Origin of the sequence: Pseudomonas cremoricolorata DSM 17059 = NBRC 16634 (assembly GCF_000425745.1) — a bacterium.
Classification (GTDB): Bacteria; Pseudomonadota; Gammaproteobacteria; order Pseudomonadales; family Pseudomonadaceae; genus Aquipseudomonas; species Aquipseudomonas cremoricolorata.
In genome coordinates this window covers 94,404-116,386 of sequence record NZ_KE384442.1, presented here as the reverse complement: position 1 = coordinate 116,386, position 21,983 = coordinate 94,404, and the positions used below count along the sequence as shown (strand labels likewise).

Sequence of the window (21,983 nt, the reverse complement as noted above, 5' to 3'; positions counted from 1 at the left end):
GGAAATCGGGGGAAATCAGCCTTCGACGACAGCGAGAATCTCGTTCTCGCTCATCACCAGCAGGTCTTCGCCATCGACTTTCACAGTGTTGCTGCCCGAGTAAGGGCCGAAGACCACTTTGTCACCCACTTTGACGGCCAGGGCGCGTACTTCGCCGCTGTCCAGAACGCGACCGGTGCCGACGGCAACAATTTCGCCGCGGTTAGGCTTTTCAGCAGCCGAACCCGGCAGGACGATACCGCCAGCGGTTTTCGATTCTTCTTCGCTGCGACGGATGACTACGCGGTCATGCAGAGGACGAAGCTTCATTGTCGATCTCTCCCAAATTGTGGTTTTCATCGGCCGGTGTCGACACCGGCGGGTTGAGGCATTCCGGCGTGGCCGGAGATGGCATGCCTTGGCAGGCCATCAGTGTCATGTCTGGCGAAACGCGCCAGAAACCTTGCGGTGTCACATAGATGAGGCCTTGCGAATCAATTACAAGGCTGTAGCAAAATATTTTTTCATTACCCGGGAACGTAAATGCCAACGGCCCCATCAGGGGCCGTTGGCGCGGGGGTGGCGGGTTACTGATCGCGGCGCTCGTACTCGCCTTCGATCACATTGGGCCGCTGCAGGCCCTCACGTGGCTGAGCGGCCGCCGGATCATCACGGAAGGCACGCTGACGGACCGCCTGCGCCTCGGCACGCGCACGCAGCTTGCGTGCGGCGAAGTGACGACTGAACGGCAGCAGGCAGATCAGCCCGACGATGTCGCTCAAAAAGCCTGGAATCAGCAGCAGGCCGCCGCCGATGGCCAGCATCATGCCCTGGAACATTTCCTCGGCAGGCAACTCGCCCCGCTGCAGGCTTTCACGCGCCCGCAGGGCTGTCGCCAGGCCGGCCACGCGCATCACCAACAGGCCCAGGGCCGAGCCTGCGATGATCAGCAGCAGGGCCGGGAAGAATCCGATGGCGCCTGCGACCTTGACGAAGACGAACAGCTCGAGCACCGGAAAAACAAGCAGCAGCAGCAAAAAAACTCGCATCTAGGGATCCTCGCGGAAGACTACCTTCCTTTAGGACTGCTAGATGGGCGCAACGACTCCCGATTTCAACCCGCAGCGCCTTCGACTTCAGGCCACGCTTGCGCCCGAGCCAGAAAAACCAGGGCTTCGCGTACTTGTGTCGGCGTGTTGCAAGTGCGTGCGAAGGGCAACCAATGGATCATCTGGCCCTGGCGCAAGTGCATGCCTTCGCTGTCGAGGCCGACCAGTTGCGCAGGCACCGTCTCAGGCAAGCCGCAGAGCGCCAGGTAGTGGCTGATGGCAGCGGCATGGTCGCTATTCATGTGTTCGATCATGCGGGCTTCGGCGTCGCCGGCGAAGGGGTTGGTCAAGGTGACTTGGTCGAGCCAATGAATGGCGCCGAAGCCGCCGATGTAACGGTGGCGCACGGGCTGCAATACCCAGAAATCGAAATCATGGGCCTGGTGGTAGCCGCCAGCTTCGGGGAAATAGCGGTAATAACGCTCGGCGGCGGCAGTGATCTCGGCCTGATCGCTCAATTGCCGGGCCTGTGCCAGCACGGTCAGACGCCCTACGGCCTGCACGTCCTCGGCATCGCGCTCTCCGACCAGCAGCGAGCACTTGTTGTCCTGGCGCAGGTTATGGGTGTGCTGGGCGATACGGCTGATGAGAATCAGCGGCTGCCCGTGGGCATCCAGGCAGTACGGCACGACCGAGCCGAACGGATAGCCGGGCATGGACTTGGACAGCGTGGAGAGCACGCCCCGGTACTCCTTGAGCAGCAGCTCGCGGGCGGGACGAAGGGCTTTGGTACTCACGACGAAGGCTCCTGACAGGCAAGTGACTGGCGCACACCATAGTCATTTATCCGCGCCGGAGCCAACCGGGCCGCCACGCGGCCCGTGGCACTTACCAGCTGACGCCGAAGCCTGCGGTGTAGCGGGTCTTGTCGAGGTCGCTGTCCTGCGTGCCGCTGATGACGTTCTTCTCGGCCTTGACGTTCAGCGAGGCCCAGTCGGTCAGCTTGTAGCGCAGGCCCAGTTCGGCATCGAGCGAGTAGTCGGCCACTGAACCCAGCGGCTTGCCCAGCTCGCCGTTGGTGAAGAACTCGAAGCGCTTGCCGATCAGGTAGCGGTTGTAGTCCCACTTCACGGCCACCGAGTAGAAGTCGTCCTTGCCGCCGTCGCGATATTGATAGTCGGTACGGTTGAGCAGGCTGCCGAGGGAGAACGCGCCGAGCTCGTCATCCCAGAACTGGTAGCCCGGGCCGGTACCCACGGTACGCTGGCGTTGCAGGTCCTCGATGTGGTCGCGCTTGTAGTCGAACCGTCCCTGCCAGAACCACTTGTCGGTGATGAAGCGGTCGAGGGCATACTCGGCGCTCCAGTTGTCGTTGGTGGTCACATCGTTCTGCGTGTCGCGGTTGTACTCGCCCTCGGCGGTGTGCCGCCAGCGGCCATGGCGCGCGGTGGTCTTGAAGCCGATGTCGTAGTTGTCGGTGTCTTTCTCGGCGCGCTTGTAGTCCAGCGCCGCGTCGATACGGCCCTTCCACACCAGGTCCTCGACCACAGGCTTGGGCTTGAGGATCTGTTCGATGCTGGCCAGCTCGACGGTCTTGGGCGCCTCGCCATTGGCCAGGATCACCTTGCCGTCCTCGGCCGGCTGCAGCGACTTGGCGTGCTCGCCGGTGTAGGCGTCCTGCTTGACCAGCAACTGCTGATCGCTTTCCAGGGTCTTGACCTGTTTCCAGTCCAGGGCGATCGAGCCGCCATACTTGGTCTCGAGCAGCAGCTTGCCGCCATCGAAGACCTTGATGGTGCCGGTCAGGCGGTCACCGTTCTTCATCCAGACGGTATCGGCCAGCACAGGGGCAGACAGTGAGGCGACTACGAGAGACAACAAGGCTCTTGAATACATAAGCGGACTACTGGGCTCGGAAGGTGAAAACGTCGGTATTATCCCGATACCCACGAGCAGAGCAAGAACAGGTCGGGGCCTGGGTCGTCGATTTGCATTCGCATTCACCCATGCCTTTGGCATTAATCCCGCGTTTGCCCCGGAAAGCCTTGATGTTCAGTGATTCGCTCCCCGCGCCGGACAGCGTCGAAGCCCGACGAACGGCATTGTATTCGGTGCTCGGCAGCGTGCCGCCTGGCAAGGTGGTCAGCTACGGGCAACTGGCGCAACTGGCCGGCCTAGGCCGCGCCGCGCGCTGGGTGGGCCGCACGCTTGGCCAGCTACCCGACGACACTCGCCTGCCCTGGCACCGGGTGCTCGGCGCCAACGGCCGCCTGAGCCTGCCCGTCGGTACGCCGGGCGGTGAAGAGCAACGCGCGCGGCTGCGCGCCGAAGGGGTGAATATTACCCATGATCGTGTGGATATGGCGCGCCATGGCTGGCGCCCTATGGATCACACCAGTTAGAGTGCGCGTTTTGTTTTCCGCAACCTTGAGGCAGATCTTGGCCCATGTCCCGTAAAACCTGGCGCGCTGCGCTCGCTGCCTATGCCAGTCCATCGACATTGGTACTTCTGCTGCTCGGTTTCGCCGCCGGCCTGCCTTACATGCTGGTGTTCTCGACCCTTTCGGTGTGGTTGCGTGAAGCGGGCGTGGCCCGTGAAACCATCGGGTACGCCAGCCTGATCGGCCTGGCCTATGCCTTCAAATGGGTATGGTCGCCGCTGCTCGACCAATGGCGTCTGCCGCTGCTCGGCGGCATGGGCCGGCGTCGTTCGTGGCTGTTGCTGTCGCAGGTGCTGGTGGTGATCGGGCTGATCGGCATGGGCCTGTGCGACCCGCAACAGCATTTGTCGTGGCTGATCGCCCTGGCGGTACTGGTGGCCTTCGCCTCGGCCACCCAGGACATCGCCGTCGATGCCTATCGCCTGGAAATCGCCGACGACCAGCGCCAAGCTGCCCTGGCCGCCAGCTACATGGCCGGCTACCGGGTCGCGGCGCTGCTGGCCACCGCGGGCGCGCTGTTCTTCGCCGAGTGGTTCGGCTCTACCGGTTTCAGCTACCTGCACAAGGCCTGGACCGGCACCTACGTGCTGTTCGGCCTGATCATGCTACCGGCCCTGTTCACCACCCTGGTGATGCGTGAGCCCCCCGTGCCGCTGCGCACCCAGCTGTCGGCGGCACGCTACGGCCTGGGTCATCAGCTGGCCTCGGTGTTCGTGCTGATCATTCTGCTGGTGTCGGTACCGGCCAGTTTCACCCAGATGTACAACACCGACTGGGCAAGCGTAGTAATCGGCACTGCCTCGCCGCTCGACCTGGTGATGGAAGACCGCGCCTTCCTGCGCCTGATGCTCTACGGCCTGCTGACCTGGGCGTGCCTGTCGTCGATGGGCCGTCGCGGCCTGGCGCCGGTGCTCACGCCGGTCAACGACTTCATCCACCGCTACCGCTGGCAGGCGCTGCTGCTACTGGGGCTGATCGCCACGTACCGGATGTCCGACACGGTCATGGGCGTGATGGCCAACGTCTTTTACATCGATCAGGGCTTCACCAAGGATGAAATCGCCAGCGTCAGCAAGATCTTCGGCCTGATCATGACCTTGGTCGGCGCAGGCGTCGGTGGCCTGCTGATCGTGCGCTTCGGCATCTTGCCGATTCTGTTCATCGGCGGCGCGGCGTCGGCGGCCACCAACCTGCTGTTCGTCATGCTCGCCGACATGGGCCCGAACCTGCAGATGCTGATCGTCACCATCTCGCTGGACAACTTCAGCTCGGGCCTGGCCACCTCAGCGTTCGTCGCTTACCTGTCGAGCCTGACCAACCTCAAGTTCTCGGCCACGCAGTACGCGCTGCTCAGCTCGATCATGCTGTTGCTGCCAAGGCTGATGGGGGGTTACTCAGGGGTGATGGTGGAGAAGTTCGGTTACCACAACTTCTTCCTCATCACCGCCCTGCTGGGGGTGCCGACGCTGATTCTGATCGCGCTGCAATGGCGCCAGGAGTCCAGGCCGAACAAGCTCGAGCCGGTCGACGAGCCCTGAAGCACCTATCGAGAGCACCTATCGAGCTTCAGGGTCTTGCCATCCAGCGCACAGGCCTTCAGGGCGTAAGCGCGCCCTGCCCCGAACGCCCGCCAATCACTCGCCACAACGGGCCCAACGCCAGCGCACCGGCGCAACTGGCCGCCACGGCAAAGCTCAGCAGGCTCTCGCCGGCTCCGAGCATCGCCAACAGCGCACCGCCGAAGCCGAGCAAGGCAATGGTGATCATGCCCAGCATCGCCGAGACCAGGCCCTTGCTCTGCTCGCTGGAGTACAGCGTCACGCGGTACAGCACCGCGTTGGCGATGCCCAGGCCCAGAGCATACAGCGACATGCCCGCCACTACGCTGGGCACCGTGGGCAGCGCCCAGGTCAGCAGCAGCAACAGGCACAACCCGGCCAGATACGGCGCCAGTGCGCCGCGCAGCAAGGTGTTCAACGGGTAACGGTCGGCAATGTGGTTGATGATCAGGTTGCCGGCGATCAACCCGGCGAACACCGGCAACTGCCACAGGGCATAGGCCAGGGTGCTCAGGCCTTCATCGTGGATCAGCAACACCGGCGACAGGCCGATCCAGCCAATCAGCGGCAGACCCACCAGGCCCAGCGCCGCGCTGCCGGCGACGAAGCGCCGGTTGCGCAGCAGTTGCCCATAGGCCGCCATCAACGGCAACAGGTGAATGGGCGTGAACGGCAGGCGCGAGCCATCGCGGCGCTCGACGCCCAAGGTTTCTGGCATCAACCGATACAGCAGCCCCCAGGTCAGCACCGCGCCGACGGCGAAGGCAACGAACAGCCAACGCCAGTCGAGCCACTGCAGCATCAACGTGCCCAGCAACGGCCCGAGCAGCGGCGACAGCAGCGCGATGTTGGCCAGCAAGGCCATCATGCGCACCGCATCGGCCTCGCTGAAGGCCTCGTTCAGTGCCGGATAGCTGACCGTGACCACGAAGCCAAGCCCAACCCCTTGCAGCAGACGCAGCAGGTTGAACACGCCGATATCGTGTGCCCAGTAGGTGCCCAGGCATGCCGCGGCGAACAGCAGACAGCCGACCAGCAGCAACGGGCGTCGGCCATAACGGTCGGCCAGCGGGCCGATCAGCCATTGCAGCAGTACACCGCCGAGCAGGTACAGGTTCAGGGCATGGGGAATGTACTCGGGGCTGGCCTTGAGTTCAGCGACCACCGTGGGCATGGCCGGCATCACCGCGTCGCTGGCCAGATACGTGAGCAGCTCGAACAGCGCCAGGGTCAGGCCGAACGCCAAGGCGCGGGCGGGGGTGATGTACAGCAATGGTTTCATGGTCGGGCCGGCGGCAAGGAAGTCTGGGGCAGCGTGTATGCCACAACGCGCAAGAATTTGCAGTGAGGATGTGTAAATCGAGGGCTGAAAACGACTGTGGGAGCACCAGACGGCGCTCCCACAGCTTGACCCGGGCCAGCGTTCTTTACTGCGCTGCGGGCTCCTGTACCACGCGAATCACCCGCTGCGGGAACGGAATGTCGATGCCTTCGGCGCGCAAGCGGTCGCGGGCCTGCTCGTTGAGCATGAACATCAGACTCCAGTAGTCAGGCGTTTTCACCCAGACCCGCAACGACACGGTGATCGAGCTGTCGCCCAGCTCGGAGACCACTGCGGCCGGCGCTGGATCGGGCAGCACACGCGGGTCTTTGGCCAGCTCCAGCAGCACACCACGGGCTTTCTGCAGATCGGCGTCATAGTCGACACCCACGTTGAACACCACCTGCCGGGTCGGCTGGCGGTTGTAGTTGGTGATGATGCCGTTGGACAGGCCGCCGTTGGGCACGATGACGGTCTTGTTGTCGCCCGTGCGCAGTACGGTGTGGAAGATCTGGATGCTGTCGACCGTGCCGCTGACGCCCTGGGCCTCGATCCAGTCGCCGATGCGGAACGGACGGAACAGCAGAATCAGCACGCCGCCGGCGAAGTTGGCCAGGCTGCCTTGCAGCGCCAGGCCGATGGCCAGGCCGGCGGCACCGATGGCGGCGACGAACGAGGTGGTTTCGATGCCGATCATCGACGCCACGCTGACCATCAGCAGCACTTTGAGGACGATGTTGGCCAGGGTAGCGATGAAGTTCTGCAACGCCAGATCGGAGTTGCGCAGCCCGACCAGTTTGCCAAGCCGATTGGTGACACGGTTGACCACCCACCAGCCAATGGCGAGGGTCAGCACAGCCAGCAGCACGCGGCTGCCGTACTGCATGATCAAGGGAATCCAGGTTTGCGATTGGCGAACCAGCTGATCGACTTCAGCGTTCAAATCCATGTTCATCTCCAGATGCCGGGCGGCATGTACACAGTAAAACCGGCCGTGTTGTCACGACGACCGCGGATGCGGTGGACATTGCCCGGCCCGTGGAGGTTCCTGACGCCTAGGGGCTGTTCCCGTTTCAGCGCAAACCGCGTTACCGCGCCAAATCGTGCCAGCCGAGGCGAAGGATGCAGGAAAGGGTCATTCCCTTTTCAAGTCCTTCAACGCTGGATGGCGCGATTTGGCGCGTAACCCGAAGGGCCGTGCCTGTTTTTTCGTATGAAACGTTCGAGTCTTGAACTCAAAGGTCGAAAAAACAGGCCTCGGCGCGGTTGCGATGAAACGGGAACAGCCCCTAAGGTCAGTCGCGGAAGTTGTTGAACTGCAGCGGCATGTCGAATTCCGTGCTGCGCAGCGCCGCGATGGCGTCCTGCAGGTCGTCACGTTTCTTACCGGTCACGCGTACCTGCTCGCCCTGGATGGCGGCCTGAACCTTGAGCTTGGCGTCCTTGATGTGCGCGACGATCTTCTTCGCCAGGTCTTTGTCGATGCCCTCGCGGAACACCGCTTCCTGCTTCATTTCCTTGCCCGACGGGTAGGCGTCCTTCACTTCCAGGCACTTGACGTCGATCTTGCGCTTGACCAGGGCCAGGCGAAGAATCTCGACCATGGCCTCGAGCTGGAACTCGGCCTCGGCGGTCAGGGCGACGGTCTTGTCCTTTTCCTTGAACTCGAAGCTGCCCTTGCCCTTGAGGTCATAGCGGCGGTCGAGCTCCTTGATGGCGTTGTCGACGGCGTTCTGCACTTCGTGCTTGTCCAGTTCCGATACCACGTCGAACGAAGGCATGGGTTACTCTCCATAAATGCAAAGCGCGCTCCGTGACGCCTGGGCCTGAGCGGCGAGGCAATGGAGCGCGGCGGGGTCGATGGTTAAAATGCGGGTCCATTATAACGGGTTGCGAAACACAGATGAGCAGCACCTGGCATATTCTCGGCGCCGGTAGTCTCGGCACTTTATGGGCCTGTCGTCTGGCGCGAGCCGGCAAGGCGGTGCGCCTGATTCTGCGCGACGAACAGGCACTGGCCAGCTACCAGGCAGCCGGAGGGCTGACCCTGGAAGAACAGGGCCTGCGCCAACGCTACGCAGTGCCTGCCGAAACCGCGCGAGCGGCCGGCCCGGTGCACCGTCTGTTGCTCGCCTGCAAAGCCTACGACGCCGCACCCGCAGTAGCTGCTCTGGCGCCACGACTGGCGGCCGATGCCGAGCTGATTCTGTTGCAGAACGGTCTGGGCAGCCAGGATGAGGTCGCCGAACAGGCGCCCACCGCCCGCTGCATCTTCGCCTCCAGTACCGAGGGCGCGTTCCGCCAGGCGCCGTTCGATGTGCGCTTCGCAGGTCACGGCCACAACTGGCTGGGCGACCCTCGGCATCCCGAACCGCCGCCGTGGCTCGATGAACTGAGCGATGCCGGCATTCCTGCCCAATGGAGCGTGGACATCCTCACCCGCCTGTGGCGCAAGCTGGCGCTCAACTGCGCGATCAACCCGCTGACCGTGCTGCACGACTGCGCCAACGGCTGGCTGCTGGCACGACTCGATGAAGTCGACGCCCTGTGCGAGGAACTGGCCCTGCTGCTGCAGCGCTGCGGCCAGCCCGCTGCCGCCGACGACCTCACCGCCGAGGTGCAGCGGGTCATTCTCGCCACCGCAGCCAACTACTCGTCGATGTACCAAGACGTGCACGCGGCGCGGCGCAGCGAAATCCATTACCTGCTCGGTCATGCCTGCCGCAGCGCCGCCCGTCATGGGCTGGCGCTGCCGCGCCTGGAACAGTTGCATCAGCGCCTAGTCGATACCTTGCAGGCCCGTGGCCTGCCGAGCGTCTGACGCTGCCCTGGAACTCGACAACGGACCCCTCTTGCCCATGAAGCTGCGTCAACGCCTGGACAACCTGCCAGTCGGGCAGAAGCTGTTCGCCGCCCTGCTGGTGCTGCTGGTGACCATCCTGGTGGTCGCCAACCTGACCTTCATCAGCGCCGCCTACTGGATCACCCAGGAAAGCATGGCGCCGCAGGCGTTGCAGACCATCGGCCGGCTGGTCGCCAATCCGAGCCTGGCCGCCCGCGCCGGCGACTCCGAGCAGAACGCCGAGCAACTGCTCGATGCCTTGAACAGCTACTCGCCGCTGCGCGCCGCCGCCGTTTACGGCAGCAACGGGCGCATGCTCGCGCAATTGCAACACGGCGAGGCGCTGAGCCTGCCCAAGCGTTTTCGCAACATCGACGGCTGGCGGCTGATGGAGTTTCGCAGCACGCAACTGATCACCCTGCCGCGCCCCGGCAATCCGCCGGCGCACCTGCTGCTGGTGGCCAGCAGTGAATTGCCCAGCGCCTTCTACACCGGCACCCTCACCGCCAGCCTGGCGATTCTGGTCTTCAGCATTCTGCTGTGGCTGGTGGTGGCGCGGCAGATCAAGCGGCTGATCACCCAGCCGATCAACCAGCTCGAAGAACTCAGCCGCCAGGTCACCCGCGAGGAGAGCTATGCGCTGCGCGCGCTGCGCGGCAACGATGACGAAATCGGCAGTCTGGCCGACGCCTTCAACACCATGCTGTCGCGGATCGAGGCCCGCGAGCAGCAGCTCAAGCGCGCCCGCGACGAGTTCCAGACCGCGTTCGACCAGGCCCAGGGACTGGCCGAGGAGACCCGCCACACCAACCGCAAGCTGGAGCTGGAAGTGCAGGTGCGCAGCAAGATCGAGAAGAAACTCACCGGCTTTCAGAACTACCTGAACAGCATCATCGACTCCATGCCCTCGGCCCTGATCGCCCTCGACGATGAGCTGTACGTCACCCAGTGGAATCAGGAAGCCACCACGCTATCCGGCACGCCACTGTTCGAGGCGCTGAACCAGCCGATCTTCATCGCCTTCGAACCGCTCAAGCCGTTTCTCCCGCAGCTCAAGGAAAGCGTCGAAAAGCATCGCGTGGCGAAGATCGAGCGGGTGACCTGGCAGCGCGGCGAAACCCCGCGTCACTACGCCCTGACCTTCTACCCCCTGACCGGCGGCAGCGGGCGCGGTGTGGTGATTCGCATCGACGACATCACCCAGCGACTGTCACTGGAAGAAATGATGGTGCAGTCGGAAAAAATGCTTTCGGTCGGCGGACTGGCGGCGGGCATGGCCCACGAGATCAACAACCCGCTGGGGGCGATCTTGCACAACGTGCAGAACATTCGCAGGCGGCTTTCGACCGGGCTGCCGCGCAATCAGGAGGCTGCTCAAGCGCTGGGCGTCGACCTGGGCAAGGTCAACCATTACCTGGAAGAACGCGAAGTGCCGCAGTTGCTCGACGGCATCCAGCAGGCCGGTGCGCGGGCAGCTAAGATCGTCACCCACATGCTCAGTTTCAGCCGCCTGAGCAACCGGCAATTGGTGCCCTGCGACTTGCCGGCCCTGATCGATCAGGCCATCGACATCGCCGGCAACGACTTCGACCTGAGCGTGGGCTTCGACTTCAAGGGCCAGGCCATCGTCCGCGAGTTCGACCCGCACCTCGACCTCGTCCCCTGCACCGCCAACGAACTTGAGCAAGTGTTGCTCAACCTGCTGAAGAACGCTGCGCAGTCGCTGCACCAGCGCGCGCAGCAGGACAGCCCAGGGCGCATCATCGTGCGCACCCGACTCAACCCGCCGTGGGCTGAGATCGAAGTGGAAGACAACGGCACCGGCATGCCGGATGAAGTGCGCAAGCGCATCTTCGAGCCGTTCTTCACCACCAAGGAAGTCGGTCAGGGCACCGGGCTGGGCCTGTCCGTGTCGTATTTCATCATCACCAACAATCACAAGGGGCAGATGGAGGTTCACTCCACGCCCGGCCAAGGCACCTGCTTCACCTTGCGCCTGCCCCTGAACCCGACGGCCATGCCGTCTGCCAAGGAGTCGTGAGCATGGGCAATCGCCTGTCGAAAATCTATACGCGCACCGGTGACCACGGTGAAACCGGGCTCGGCGATGGCCGCCGGGTGCCCAAGGATCACCCGCGGGTCGAAGCCATTGGTGAGGTCGATACCCTCAACAGCCAGCTCGGCCTGCTGCTGGCGGGGCTCGCCGAACTGGGCTTGAGCGAGGTGAGCGACGTGCTGGAGCCCTGCCAGCATCGCTTGTTCGACTTGGGTGGCGAGCTGGCGATGCCGACGTATCAGGCGCTCGATGCCCATGAGGTCGAGCGCCTGGAAGCGGCCATAGACACCTGGAACGATGAGCTTGGCCCATTGAAGAACTTCATTCTGCCGAGCGGTTCCTACCTGATCGCCCTGGCCCATGCCTGCCGCAGCCAGGCGCGGACCGCCGAACGCCGCTGCCAGCAGCTCAACGCATTGGAGCCGCTGAGCGCGGTGAGTCTGGCCTACATCAATCGGCTCTCCGACCTGCTGTTCGTCGCCGCGCGCATCATTGGCCGCCGCCAGGGCGTCAGCGAAGTGCTGTGGCAGGCTGCCGTGCGACCTTCGGCCTGAACCCTGCTCAGTCCAGCACGGGCCACAGCGCGCGAATACCCGCCACGCCCTGCGCGCCAACCTGCCAGGCGCGGCTGCGATCATCAGGCCCGACTCCGCCGAGCACGAACACCGGCTGATTGAAGCCGGCGATCAGCTGTTGAGCCTGCTCCCAGCCGAGCGCTCGTGCATCAGGATGAGTCTGAGTCGGCTGCACCGGCGACAGGGTGACGAAATCGACGCCCATCCGCTGCGCCAGCGCCAGTTCGTCGCCATCGTGGCACGACGCCGCCAACCAGCGCGACGTGGGGAATGGCCGGCCGTTGGCCGCGTACTTGCGCAGTTGCGCGGCGGTCAGGTGCCAACCGGCGGCGGGGAAATCGCCCAGCCACTCCAACGGCCCCTTGAGCATCAGTTGCGCCTTGCCCGCGCACAGGCCAACGGCATCGACCGCGATGTCGCGATACTTCGGGTCGTACATGTCGGGCGCGCGCAGCTGAATCAGGCCAACGCCATTGGCCACGGCCTGACGAATACCGCGCAGCAACTGGCCCGGATCGGCGTCTTCGGGGGTGATCAGGTACTGATCCGGCAGACGCGCCGCAGCGACGATAGGCCGATTGGCGTCGGGGAACGCATACTGCGGCAGATTCCGCGGCGCCACCCAGGCCAGCGGCTGCCCCTCGGCCCCGTGGGGCTCGCCGGTGAAGTCACGCACCTCGCGCACTTCCAGCAAGACCCGTTTGTCGGGGTAGTCATGGCTGACGCTGATCAGCGCCCGCGACCGCTGCACCTCGATGCCCAGTTCTTCGCGCAACTCGCGCGCAAGCGCCGCTTCGACGCCCTCACCCGCCTCGACCTTGCCGCCTGGAAACTCCCACAGCCCGCCCTGGTGCTGAGTGTCAGCGCGGCGCGCGATGAGGATATGACCGTCCGCGCGGCGGATCACCGCGGCGGCGACGTGCACCCGGCTCACCAGGCGGTCTCCCTCAGCGCCGCCTGCTGCCAGCGCTGGAAGGCCGGCCAAGCATGAATAGCCTCGACATAGGCCTGTGCGGCAGCTGGCAGCTCGACACGGTAACTGCGCAGACGGCTGGCGACCGGGGCAAAGAAGGCATCCGCCAGGCTGGGCCTGCCGAACAGGAACGGTCCCGGTTCGGGGGCCGCTTCGCGGCATTGCGCCCACAACGCGACGATGCGATCGATGTCGGCCTGCAAGTCTGCCGAGATGGCGTCCAGCGCTTGGTCACGCCGCAGGTCCATGGGCATCAGGCTACGCAACGTGAAAAAGCCGCTGTGCATCTGCGCACAGGCCGAGCGTGCCAAGGCGCGTGCCGCAGCGTCTTGCGGCCATAGCTGAGCATCGGTATGGGTTTCGGCCAGGTATTCGGCGATGGCCAGGGAATCGGCGATGGCGCCATGGGCGGTTTTCAGCACCGGCACCAGTCCTGAGGGGGAGTGTTCGAGCAAGCGCTGCGCGGTGTCCGGCTGACGCAGGGGGATGAGGGTTTCATCGTAGTCAGCGCCAGCCAGCTCCAGCGCCAAGGCGCCACGCAGCGACCAGGAAGAGTAGTTCTTGTTGCCGATGATCAGGTGGTAATTCATGAACGCAGCTCCGTGCGGCGGGACAAACAGCGCCCGCCGTGACGCGGACGCCGCGCTGACCTGCCGGGACGGCAGGCGAGGTGATGTCAGGTGCGGTATTCGGCGTTGATCTTGACGTACTCGTGGGACAGGTCAGTGGTCCAGATGGTCTCGCTGCACTGGCCACGGCCCAGCTCGATGCGGATGGTGATTTCTTCCTCGGCCATCACCGCGGCGCCCTGCGCTTCGGTGTAGCTGGCACTGCGGCCACCTTGGCTCGCGATGCACACCTCGCCCAGGTAGACGTCGATCAGGCTGACATCCAGCTCTGGTACGCCTGCGCGGCCGACCGCAGCGAGAATGCGCCCCCAGTTGGGATCGGAGGCGAACAGCGCGGTCTTGATCAACGGCGAGTGGGCGACGGCGTAGCCGACGTCCAGGCATTCCTGGTGATTGCCACCACCGTTGACCTGCACGGTGACGAACTTGGTAGCGCCTTCGCCGTCGCGCACGATGGCCTGGGCGACCTCCATGCACACCTCGAACACTGCCTGCTTGAGCGCGTCGAACAGCTCGCCGCGGGCTTCGTTGACCTCGGGCACATCGGCCTTGCCGGTGGCGATCAGCATGCAGCAGTCATTGGTCGAGGTATCACCATCGATGGTGATGCGGTTGAACGACTTGTTGGCACCGTCGAGGATCAGGTCCTTGAGCACCGCCGGGGCGACCTTGGCGTCGGTGGCGATGTAGCCGAGCATGGTCGCCATGTTCGGACGAATCATCCCGGCGCCTTTGCTGATGCCGGTGACGGTGATGGTCTGGCCGTTGAACTGGAACTGCCGGCTGGCCCCCTTGGGCAGGGTGTCAGTGGTCATGATGCCGGTTGCAGCGTCTGCCCAGTTGTCTTCGCTGAGGTCATCGAGGGCCGCCTGCAGCGCGCCTTCGATCTTCTCGACCGGCAATGGCTCACCGATCACACCGGTGGAGAACGGCAGCACCGCACTGGCCTCGACGCCGGTTAGCTCAGCCAGCTTGGCGCAGGTGCGCTCGGCCGCAGCCAGGCCTGGGGCGCCGGTGCCGGCATTGGCGTTGCCGGTGTTGGTCAGCAGGTAGCGCACCGGGCCTTGCACACGCTGGCGGCAGAGAATCACCGGTGCGGCGCAGAAGGCATTGAGGGTGAACACACCGGCGACGCTGGAGCCTTCGGCGCAGCGCATCACCACCACATCCTTGCGCCCCGGGCGCTTGATGCCCGCCGAGGCGATACCGAGTTCGAAACCGGGAACCGGGTGCAGGGTAGGCAAAGGACCAAGACCGACAGCCATGTGAGCGCTCCTAAGACAAAACAGTGTGGGAGATGACGGAAAAATAAGGAGGGCCGCTAAGCGGCCCTTTGCAACAACGACCGCTCAACCTGAAACAGGCCGAGCGGATGACGGGCGTGATTACTCGATCTGCCCGTGGCAATGCTTGAACTTCTTGCCCGAACCACACCAGCACGGCTCGTTGCGACCCAGCTTGAGGTCGTTGCGTACCGGTGCATTGGCCACTGCCACTTCGCTCGGCTCTTCGCCCAGCTGGGTTTCAGCTTCCAGGCCCGGTGCCGGCGCATGTTCGAACTGCATGCGGCTGGCCAGCTCTTCGGCATCGCGGCGCAGACGCGCCTCTTCCTCGGCTGGGTCTTCCTGGCGTACCTGAACGTGCGACAGCACACGGATGGCGTCGCGCTTGATCGACTCGAGCAGTTCCTGGAACAGGGTGAACGACTCGCGCTTGTATTCCTGCTTGGGGTTCTTCTGCGCGTAACCGCGCAGGTGAATGCCGTGGCGCAGGTGGTCCATGGTGGAAAGGTGGTCTTTCCACAGGTCGTCGAGCACGCGCAGCAGAATCTGTTTCTCGAAGGTGCGCAGGGCCTCTTCGCCGGCCTGGTCTTCTTTCTCGGTGTAGGCCGTGGTGATTTCGCTGAGCAGTTTTTCGCGCAGGGTTTCTTCGTAGAGGTGATCGTCTTCGTCCAGCCACTGCTGAATCGGCAGCTTCATGCCGAAGTCGCTGGCCAGCGCCGCTTCCAGACCGGCCACGTCCCACTGCTCGGGCAGCGATTGCGGCGGAATGTGCTGGCTGATGGTGGCATCGAGTACTTCCTGGCGGAAGGCAACGATGGTTTCGCCGATGTTCTCGGCAGCCAGCAAGCTGTTGCGCATGTGGTAGATCACCTTGCGCTGCTCGTTGGCCACGTCGTCGTATTCGAGCAATTGCTTACGAATATCGAAGTTGCGCCCCTCGACCTTGCGCTGGGCTTTCTCGATGGCGTTGGTGACCATGCGGTGCTCGATGGCCTCGCCGGACTGCATGCCCAGCGCCTTCATGAAGTTCTTCACCCGGTCGGAGGCGAAGATGCGCATCAGGCTGTCTTCCAGCGACAGGTAGAAGCGGCTCGAGCCTGGGTCGCCCTGACGGCCGGAACGGCCGCGCAGCTGGTTGTCGATACGGCGCGATTCGTGACGCTCGGAGGCGATCACATGCAGGCCACCGGCTTCGATGACCTGCTGGTGACGCTTCTGCCAATCGGCCTTGATCTGCGCGATCTGCTCGGCGGAAGGGTCTTCCAGCGCGGCGACTTCGGCCTCCCAGTTACCACCCAGAAGAATGTCGGTACCGCGACCGGCCATGTTGGTGGCGATGGTCAGCGCACCCGGCCGGCCGGCCTGGGCGATGATTTCGGCTTCTTTCTCGTGGTACTTGGCGTTCAGTACCTTGTGCTCGATGCCTTCCTGGGTCAGCAGGCGCGACATGTGCTCGGAGGTCTCGATGGTGGCGGTACCCACCAGCACCGGACGATCCTGGGCCATGCTTTCGCGGATGTCGGCGATGATGGCCAGGTACTTCTCGTCCGAGGTCAGGTAGACCAGGTCGTTGAAGTCCTTGCGCGCCAACGGCTTGTTCGGCGGGATCACCATGACGTTGAGCTGGTAGATCTGGGCGAACTCGAACGCTTCGGTGTCGGCGGTACCGGTCATGCCTGAGAGCTTGTTGTACAGGCGGAAGTAGTTCTGGAAGGTGGTCGATGCCAGGGTCTGGCTTTCGGCCTGGATATTGAGGTTTTCCTTGGCCTCGATGGCCTGGTGCAGGCCCTCGGACAGACGACGGCCCGGCATGGTACGGCCGGTGTGCTCGTCGATCAGCAGAACCTGGCCGTCCTGGACGATGTACTCGACGTTGCGGTGGAACAGCTTGTGCGCACGCAGACCGGCGTAGACGTGGGTCAGCAGGCCCAGGTTATGCGCCGAGTAGAGGCTCTCGCCCTCGGCCAGCAGGCCGGCTTCGGTGAGCATTTCCTCGATGAACTGGTGACCGGCTTCGTTGAGTTCGACCTGACGGGTCTTCTCGTCGATGCTGAAGTGGCCGGCTTGAGTGACCTGGCCTTCGACTTCCTCGATGTGCTGGGTCAGGGTCGGGATCAGGCGGTTGATCTCGATGTACAGCTTGGAGCTGTCTTCGGCCTGGCCCGAGATGATCAGCGGGGTACGCGCTTCGTCGATGAGAATCGAGTCGACTTCGTCGATGACCGCGAAGTTGAGTTCACGCTGGAATTTCTCTTCCTGGCTGAACGCCATGTTGTCGCGCAGGTAGTCGAAACCGAATTCGTTGTTGGTGCCGTAGGTGATGTCCGCGCCGTAGGCAGCGCGTTTGTCTTCCGGCGGCTGGAAGGCGGAAACGATGCCCACGGACAGACCGAGGAATTCATACAGCGGGCGCATCCAGTTGGCGTCGCGGCGGGCCAGGTAGTCGTTCACCGTGACCACGTGCACGCCTTTGCCCGACAGTGCGTTGAGGTATACCGCCAGGGTACCGACCAGGGTCTTGCCCTCACCGGTACGCATTTCCGCGATCATGCCTTCGTGCAAGGTCATGCCGCCGATCAGCTGGACGTCGAAGTGACGCATGCCCATGACACGCTTACCGGCCTCACGGGCGACGGCGAACGCTTCAGGCAACAGTTGATCGAGAGTCTCGCCTTTGGCCAGGCGCTCTTTGAACTCTGCGGTTTTGGCGCGCAGCTGCTCGTCCGAGAGGGCCACCATTTTCTCTTCGAAGGCATTGACGGTGGTCACCGTCTTGAGCATGCGTTTGACTTCACGCTCGTTCTTGCTTCCAAAAAGTTTCTTTAACAAAGGCGCAAACATATAGGCAGGATCTTCCACACGTGGGGATGGAGGGCGGCCCCGTGAGTCGCCCGTGCAGCCAGCAGTGGCTGCATGCGAACGAGCATTCTACCCGGAAACGATGGTGAGGAAAGTGGTGGATGTCCACGATGCTGGCACAGCGCTTTGGCAGGGGCGGTTTGTAACATAAGGTCATTATTTCCAAGTTCAAGGCATGCCAACATGAAAGCGTGCAGCCATGATCTGGATCAGCGAATTCGCCACTGGCCAGGCCCATCCGGTGGCCACCGAAGGGCAGCGCGCCAATGGCTCGATGCAGTTCTGCTAGACTGCGCCACTCGCCGTTAGTTGCAGACCTGCCATGGCTTACAAGCCCCCATCCGCCCTGCCCCCCTCCGCCCTGCTGCGCCAGGCGCGGCCGCTGCGCCTGTTGCTCAACCAGGCCGAGCGCATCGCCCATTTGCAGCGCCTGCTGGAAAGTCAGTTGCAACCGGCCGCCCGCGCCCACTGCCATATCGCCTCGTGGCGCGATGGCGTATTGCTGCTGGTGGTCACCGATGGTCACTGGGCCACACGTCTGCGTTACCAGCAAAAACGCCTGCAGCGCCAGTTGCAGGCGCTGGATGCGTTCGCCAACCTCAGCCGCATTCTGTTCAAGGTGCAGCCGCCGCTCACCCCCGCCAGGTCCACCGGCCACGCTCCGGCGCTATCGACCCATGCCGGTGACAGCATCCGTGATTCGGCCGAGGGCATCGCCGACCCGAAACTGCGCGCAGCGCTGCAGCGCCTGGCTGCCCACGCGCAAGCCAAGGGCTGAAACCTGCGTTGCAGACGCGACAGGGCAATCGGACAGGTATAAAAAAGGCCACCCGAAGGTGGCCTCAACAACTAGAGAGTGTGTTCGAAACTACACGGCTGCAACAGGGCGCATGTAGGAGATCGGTGCCGTACTGGCATCTTCGAAAACGACCACTTCCCAAGCGTCAGTTTCGGCAATCAGCTTGCGCAGCAGCTGGTTGTTCAGCGAGTGGCCGGACTTGTAGCCCTTGAACTCACCGATCAGGCTGTTGCCCAGCAGGTAAAGATCACCAATGGCATCGAGGATCTTGTGCTTGACGAATTCGTCTTCATAACGAAGACCATCTTCGTTGAGCACGCCATCCTCATCGACCACGATGGCATTCTCGACGCTACCGCCCAGTGCGAGGTTGTGCTTGCGCAGGTACTCGATGTCGCGCATGAACCCGAAGGTACGGGCACGGCTGACTTCCTTCACGAACGAGGTGCTGGAGAAGTCGACACTGGCGCTTTGGGTACGGTCACGCAGTACCGGGTGATCGAAGTCGATCTCGAAGCTCACTTTGAATCCTTCGAAAGGCAGGAAGGTGGCGCGCTTGTCCCCCTCTACCACGGTTACCTCACGCAGGATGCGGATGAACTTCTTGGGTGCGTCCTGTTCTTCCAGGCCGGCGGACTGAATCAGGAATACAAAGGGGCCTGCGCTGCCATCCATGATCGGCACTTCCGAGGCGGAGAGCTCGACGTAGGCGTTATCGATGCCCAGGCCCGCCATGGCGGAAAGCAGGTGCTCGACGGTATCGACCTTGATGTCACCGTTGACCAGCGTGGTCGACATGGTGGTCTCGCCAACATTGGCCGCACGTGCAGCGATCTCGACCACAGGATCGAGATCGGCACGACGAAAGACGATGCCGGTATCGATGGGCGCCGGCTTGAGGGTCAGGTAGACCTTCTCCCCGGAGTGCAGACCGATACCGGTGGCGCGGATGGTGTTCTTCAGGGTGCGTTGTCTAATCATGGCATTGGCCGCTTCAGCGCTAATTGCGAACAGGTATCAACAAAGGTTGGAAATAATACCAGAGCCGACCTTTGCTGAACACCAATCACCCCTATACCCCTGATAAATTCCATTAATCGGCCTGACGACGCAGGAAGGCCGGGATGTCCAGGTAATCGAGATCATCCTGTGGATTGGCCTTGGCCGCGGCGGCTGCACCGGCGTGCGCCTGGTTGCGCATGACGGTCGGACGCTCGAGGTCACGGTAGTTGACCGACGGCTGCTCGGCAGGACGGGCTGGCTGGGCAGGGTTCGACGCCTCGAAGGCTGCCTGGGCAGTCTGCAGGGTATTGTCGATGACCTTGACCGGCTTCTCGATGCGCGCGCCCAGGCCGGTGGCCACGACGGTCACGTGCAACTCGTCACGCATGTCCGGATCGATCACGGTGCCGACCTTGACCATGGCGTGGTCGGAGGCGAACGCTTCGATGATGCTACCGACATCGGAGTACTCACCCAGCGACAGGTCAGGACCTGCGGTGATGTTCACCAGGATGCCGCGCGCGCCTTGCAGGTTGACGTCCTCGAGCAGCGGATTGCGAATCGCTGCCTCGGTCGCTTCACGGGCGCGGTTCGGGCCGCTGGCGCAGCCAGTACCCATCATCGCCATGCCCATTTCGCCCATCACGGTGCGTACGTCCGCGAAGTCGACGTTGATCATGCCCGGACGCTTGATGATGTCCGAGATACCGCGCACGGCACCGGCCAACACGTCGTCAGCCTTGGCGAAGGCGGACAGCAGGCTGGCGTCCTTGCCGAGGATGGTCAGCAGTTTTTCGTTGGGGATGGTGATCAGCGAGTCGACGCTCTCGGCCAGCATGCGGATGCCTTCATCGGCGATCTGCATGCGCTTGCGACCTTCGAACGGGAACGGACGGGTCACCACGGCAACGGTGAGGATACCCATCTCTTTCGCCACTTCGGCGATGATCGGCGCGGCACCGGTACCAGTACCACCGCCCATGCCGGTAGTGATGAACACCATGTTGGTGCCCTGCAGCACCTCGGCGATGCGCTCACGGTCTTCCAGAGCGGCCTGACGACCGACTTCCGGATTGGCGCCGGCACCCAGGCCCTTGGTGACGCCGGTACCCAATTGCAGAATGGTGCGCGCACCAATGCTCTTGAGTGCCTGGGCATCGGTGTTGGCGCAGATGAACTCCACACCTTCGATGTTGCTTTTGACCATGTGGTTGACGGCGTTGCCACCGCCGCCACCGACGCCGATCACTTTGATGACCGGGCTTTGCGGGACGTTGTCTACGAGCTCGAACATTTTCCCTCTCCTTACAGTTCTCTAGTTGTTGCGCCTACCACTACTGCTTTGAAACTTAGAAGTTGCCCTGGACCCAGCGCTTGAAGCGTTCGAGCACTGGAGCCTTCGGTTCCTCGCCATAGCTGTTGTTGCTGCTGTTGCCGGACAGAGGCATATCGTCGGTCTGCTTGTGCAGACCGTAGGTGAGCAGCCCCACGCCGGTGGAATAGATCGGGTTGCGAACCACGTCGCTCAGGCCCCGAACGCTGTGCGGTACGCCCAGGCGTACCGGCATATGGAAGATTTCTTCGGCCAGCTCGACCGCACCTTCCATCTTCGCGGTGCCGCCGGTGAGCACGATGCCGGCTGGAATCAGGTCTTCGTAGCCGCTGCGACGCAGCTCGGCCTGGATCAGCGTGAACAGCTCGTCGTAGCGCGGCTCGACCACTTCGGCCAGGGCCTGGCGGGACAGCTCGCGCGGTGGACGATCACCCACGCTCGGCACCTTGATGGTTTCGCCGGCGCTGGCCAGTTTGGCCAGGGCGCAGGCGTAGCGAATCTTGATTTCTTCGGCGTACTGGGTCGGTGTACGCAGAGCCATGGCGATGTCATTGGTGACCTGGTCACCGGCAATCGGAATCACCGCGGTATGGCGAATGGCGCCTTCGGTGAAGATGGCGATGTCGGTGGTGCCGCCGCCGATGTCGACGATGCACACGCCCAGCTCTTTCTCGTCATCGGTCAGCACGGCGTAGGCCGAGGCCAGTTGCTCGAGAATGATGTCGTCGATTTCCAGGCCGCAGCGACGCACGCACTTTTCAATGTTCTGCGCTGCATTGACCGCGCAGGTGACCACGTGGACCTTGGCTTCCAGACGTACGCCCGACATGCCCAGAGGCTCGCGAACGCCCTCCTGGTTATCGATCACGTAGTCCTGCGGCAGGGTGTGCAGCACGCGCTGGTCGGCGGGGATGGCCACGGCCTGAGCGGCATCGAGCACGCGCTCGAGGTCAGCGACGCTGACCTCACGGTCGCGAATGGCGACGATGCCGTGGGAGTTGAGGCTGCGGATGTGGTTGCCGGCCACACCGACGAACGCCGAGTGGATACGGCAGCCCGCCATCAGCTGGGCTTCCTCCACGGCGCGCTGGATCGACTGCACGGTCGATTCGATGTTGACCACCACGCCCTTCTTCAGGCCGCGGGACGGGTGGGTGCCGATGCCAACGATTTCCAGGGTGCCGTCAGCAGCGACTTCACCCACCAGCGCCACCACCTTGGAGGTGCCGATATCCAGCCCGACGATCATTTTGCCGCTCTGCGCGTTTGCCATGGTCCTGCCT

21 protein-coding genes are annotated in these 21,983 nt (G+C 63.4%); 6 read left to right on the top strand and 15 right to left on the bottom strand.

What is annotated here, in order from left to right:
• Positions 1 to 15: 15 nt before the first annotated feature.
• The 5 genes from H618_RS0119400 to H618_RS0119385 form a co-directional block, all read right to left on the bottom strand.
• Positions 16 to 309, bottom strand: a complete 294-nt coding sequence (locus H618_RS0119400) for a co-chaperone GroES (protein WP_028696642.1) — start codon at positions 307 to 309, stop codon at positions 16 to 18.
• The gene (locus tag H618_RS22855; RefSeq protein WP_154660691.1) at positions 287 to 529 is read right to left on the bottom strand and encodes a hypothetical protein; all 243 of its coding nucleotides are present in this window, start codon (positions 527 to 529) and stop codon (positions 287 to 289) included. Before H618_RS22855 ends, H618_RS0119400 begins: the two co-directional genes overlap by 23 nt.
• Before the next feature lie 37 nt (positions 530 to 566).
• Positions 567 to 1,028, bottom strand: a complete 462-nt coding sequence (locus H618_RS0119395; RefSeq protein WP_028696641.1) for an FxsA family protein — start codon at positions 1,026 to 1,028, stop codon at positions 567 to 569.
• 65 nt (positions 1,029 to 1,093) lie between these two features.
• Complete coding sequence (locus H618_RS0119390; RefSeq protein ID WP_028696640.1) at positions 1,094 to 1,825, bottom strand: HugZ family pyridoxamine 5'-phosphate oxidase; 732 nt, start codon at positions 1,823 to 1,825, stop codon at positions 1,094 to 1,096.
• 91 nt (positions 1,826 to 1,916) lie between these two features.
• The gene (locus H618_RS0119385) at positions 1,917 to 2,924 is read right to left on the bottom strand and encodes a DUF481 domain-containing protein (protein ID WP_028696639.1); all 1,008 of its coding nucleotides are present in this window, start codon (positions 2,922 to 2,924) and stop codon (positions 1,917 to 1,919) included.
• A 152-nt stretch (positions 2,925 to 3,076) separates the two neighbouring features.
• Here H618_RS0119385 and H618_RS0119380 point away from each other — a divergent pair, with 152 nt between their 5' ends.
• Both H618_RS0119380 and H618_RS0119375 read left to right on the top strand, forming a co-directional pair.
• Positions 3,077 to 3,430 carry an MGMT family protein gene (locus tag H618_RS0119380; RefSeq protein WP_028696638.1) on the top strand — a complete coding sequence of 118 codons (354 nt, stop codon included), beginning with the start codon at positions 3,077 to 3,079 and terminating at the stop codon, positions 3,428 to 3,430.
• A 44-nt stretch (positions 3,431 to 3,474) separates the two neighbouring features.
• Positions 3,475 to 5,007: an AmpG family muropeptide MFS transporter gene (locus H618_RS0119375; RefSeq protein WP_028696637.1), complete on the top strand. Its 1,533-nt coding sequence runs from the start codon at positions 3,475 to 3,477 to the stop codon at positions 5,005 to 5,007.
• A gap of 58 nt (positions 5,008 to 5,065) precedes the next feature.
• Here the strand turns inward: H618_RS0119375 and H618_RS0119370 are convergent, their stop codons facing one another.
• The 3 genes from H618_RS0119370 to H618_RS0119360 form a co-directional block, all read right to left on the bottom strand.
• A complete protein-coding gene (locus H618_RS0119370; RefSeq protein WP_028696636.1) occupies positions 5,066 to 6,310 on the bottom strand; it encodes an MFS transporter in 1,245 nt (414 codons plus the stop codon).
• A 145-nt stretch (positions 6,311 to 6,455) separates the two neighbouring features.
• On the bottom strand, positions 6,456 to 7,298 hold the full coding sequence (locus H618_RS0119365) for a mechanosensitive ion channel family protein (RefSeq protein WP_028696635.1): 843 nt from the start codon (positions 7,296 to 7,298) through the stop codon (positions 6,456 to 6,458).
• Positions 7,299 to 7,644: 346 nt separating this feature from the next.
• Positions 7,645 to 8,130: a YajQ family cyclic di-GMP-binding protein gene (locus H618_RS0119360; RefSeq protein WP_028696634.1), complete on the bottom strand. Its 486-nt coding sequence runs from the start codon at positions 8,128 to 8,130 to the stop codon at positions 7,645 to 7,647.
• A 122-nt stretch (positions 8,131 to 8,252) separates the two neighbouring features.
• Here H618_RS0119360 and H618_RS0119355 point away from each other — a divergent pair, with 122 nt between their 5' ends.
• From H618_RS0119355 to H618_RS0119345, 3 genes are read left to right on the top strand one after another with little or no spacing between them, the layout of a single operon-like run.
• Positions 8,253 to 9,170, top strand: coding sequence for a putative 2-dehydropantoate 2-reductase (locus H618_RS0119355; protein WP_028696633.1), 918 nt, complete (start codon positions 8,253 to 8,255; stop codon positions 9,168 to 9,170).
• A gap of 37 nt (positions 9,171 to 9,207) precedes the next feature.
• The gene (locus tag H618_RS0119350) at positions 9,208 to 11,232 is read left to right on the top strand and encodes a sensor histidine kinase (protein WP_028696632.1); all 2,025 of its coding nucleotides are present in this window, start codon (positions 9,208 to 9,210) and stop codon (positions 11,230 to 11,232) included.
• A gap of 2 nt (positions 11,233 to 11,234) precedes the next feature.
• On the top strand, positions 11,235 to 11,801 hold the full coding sequence (locus H618_RS0119345; RefSeq protein WP_028696631.1) for a cob(I)yrinic acid a,c-diamide adenosyltransferase: 567 nt from the start codon (positions 11,235 to 11,237) through the stop codon (positions 11,799 to 11,801).
• Positions 11,802 to 11,808: 7 nt separating this feature from the next.
• Here H618_RS0119345 and H618_RS0119340 read toward each other — a convergent pair whose 3' ends face one another.
• The 4 genes from H618_RS0119340 to secA form a co-directional block, all read right to left on the bottom strand.
• Positions 11,809 to 12,756: a Nudix family hydrolase gene (locus H618_RS0119340; RefSeq protein WP_028696630.1), complete on the bottom strand. Its 948-nt coding sequence runs from the start codon at positions 12,754 to 12,756 to the stop codon at positions 11,809 to 11,811.
• Complete coding sequence (locus tag H618_RS0119335; RefSeq protein WP_028696629.1) at positions 12,753 to 13,385, bottom strand: glutathione S-transferase family protein; 633 nt, start codon at positions 13,383 to 13,385, stop codon at positions 12,753 to 12,755. Before H618_RS0119335 ends, H618_RS0119340 begins: the two co-directional genes overlap by 4 nt.
• Before the next feature lie 86 nt (positions 13,386 to 13,471).
• The gene (argJ, locus tag H618_RS0119330) at positions 13,472 to 14,689 is read right to left on the bottom strand and encodes a bifunctional glutamate N-acetyltransferase/amino-acid acetyltransferase ArgJ (protein WP_028696628.1); all 1,218 of its coding nucleotides are present in this window, start codon (positions 14,687 to 14,689) and stop codon (positions 13,472 to 13,474) included.
• A gap of 120 nt (positions 14,690 to 14,809) precedes the next feature.
• Positions 14,810 to 17,548, bottom strand: coding sequence for a preprotein translocase subunit SecA (gene secA, locus H618_RS0119325; RefSeq protein WP_028696627.1), 2,739 nt, complete (start codon positions 17,546 to 17,548; stop codon positions 14,810 to 14,812).
• Positions 17,549 to 17,888: 340 nt separating this feature from the next.
• On the opposite strand from secA, the gene H618_RS0119315 reads away from it, so the two are divergent.
• Positions 17,889 to 18,344: a DUF721 domain-containing protein gene (locus H618_RS0119315; protein WP_028696626.1), complete on the top strand. Its 456-nt coding sequence runs from the start codon at positions 17,889 to 17,891 to the stop codon at positions 18,342 to 18,344.
• Positions 18,345 to 18,434: 90 nt separating this feature from the next.
• On the opposite strand, the gene lpxC is transcribed toward H618_RS0119315, so the two are convergent.
• From lpxC to ftsA, 3 genes are all read right to left on the bottom strand, one after another.
• Entirely contained in the window at positions 18,435 to 19,346 is a 912-nt protein-coding gene (gene lpxC, locus H618_RS0119310) for a UDP-3-O-acyl-N-acetylglucosamine deacetylase (protein WP_028696625.1), read from the bottom strand.
• A 112-nt stretch (positions 19,347 to 19,458) separates the two neighbouring features.
• Positions 19,459 to 20,661 (bottom strand): cell division protein FtsZ, encoded by a 1,203-nt coding sequence (gene ftsZ, locus H618_RS0119305; protein ID WP_028696624.1) that lies wholly within the window; start codon positions 20,659 to 20,661, stop codon positions 19,459 to 19,461.
• 55 nt (positions 20,662 to 20,716) lie between these two features.
• Entirely contained in the window at positions 20,717 to 21,973 is a 1,257-nt protein-coding gene (gene ftsA / locus H618_RS0119300; protein ID WP_028696623.1) for a cell division protein FtsA, read from the bottom strand.
• Positions 21,974 to 21,983 lie beyond the last annotated feature (10 nt).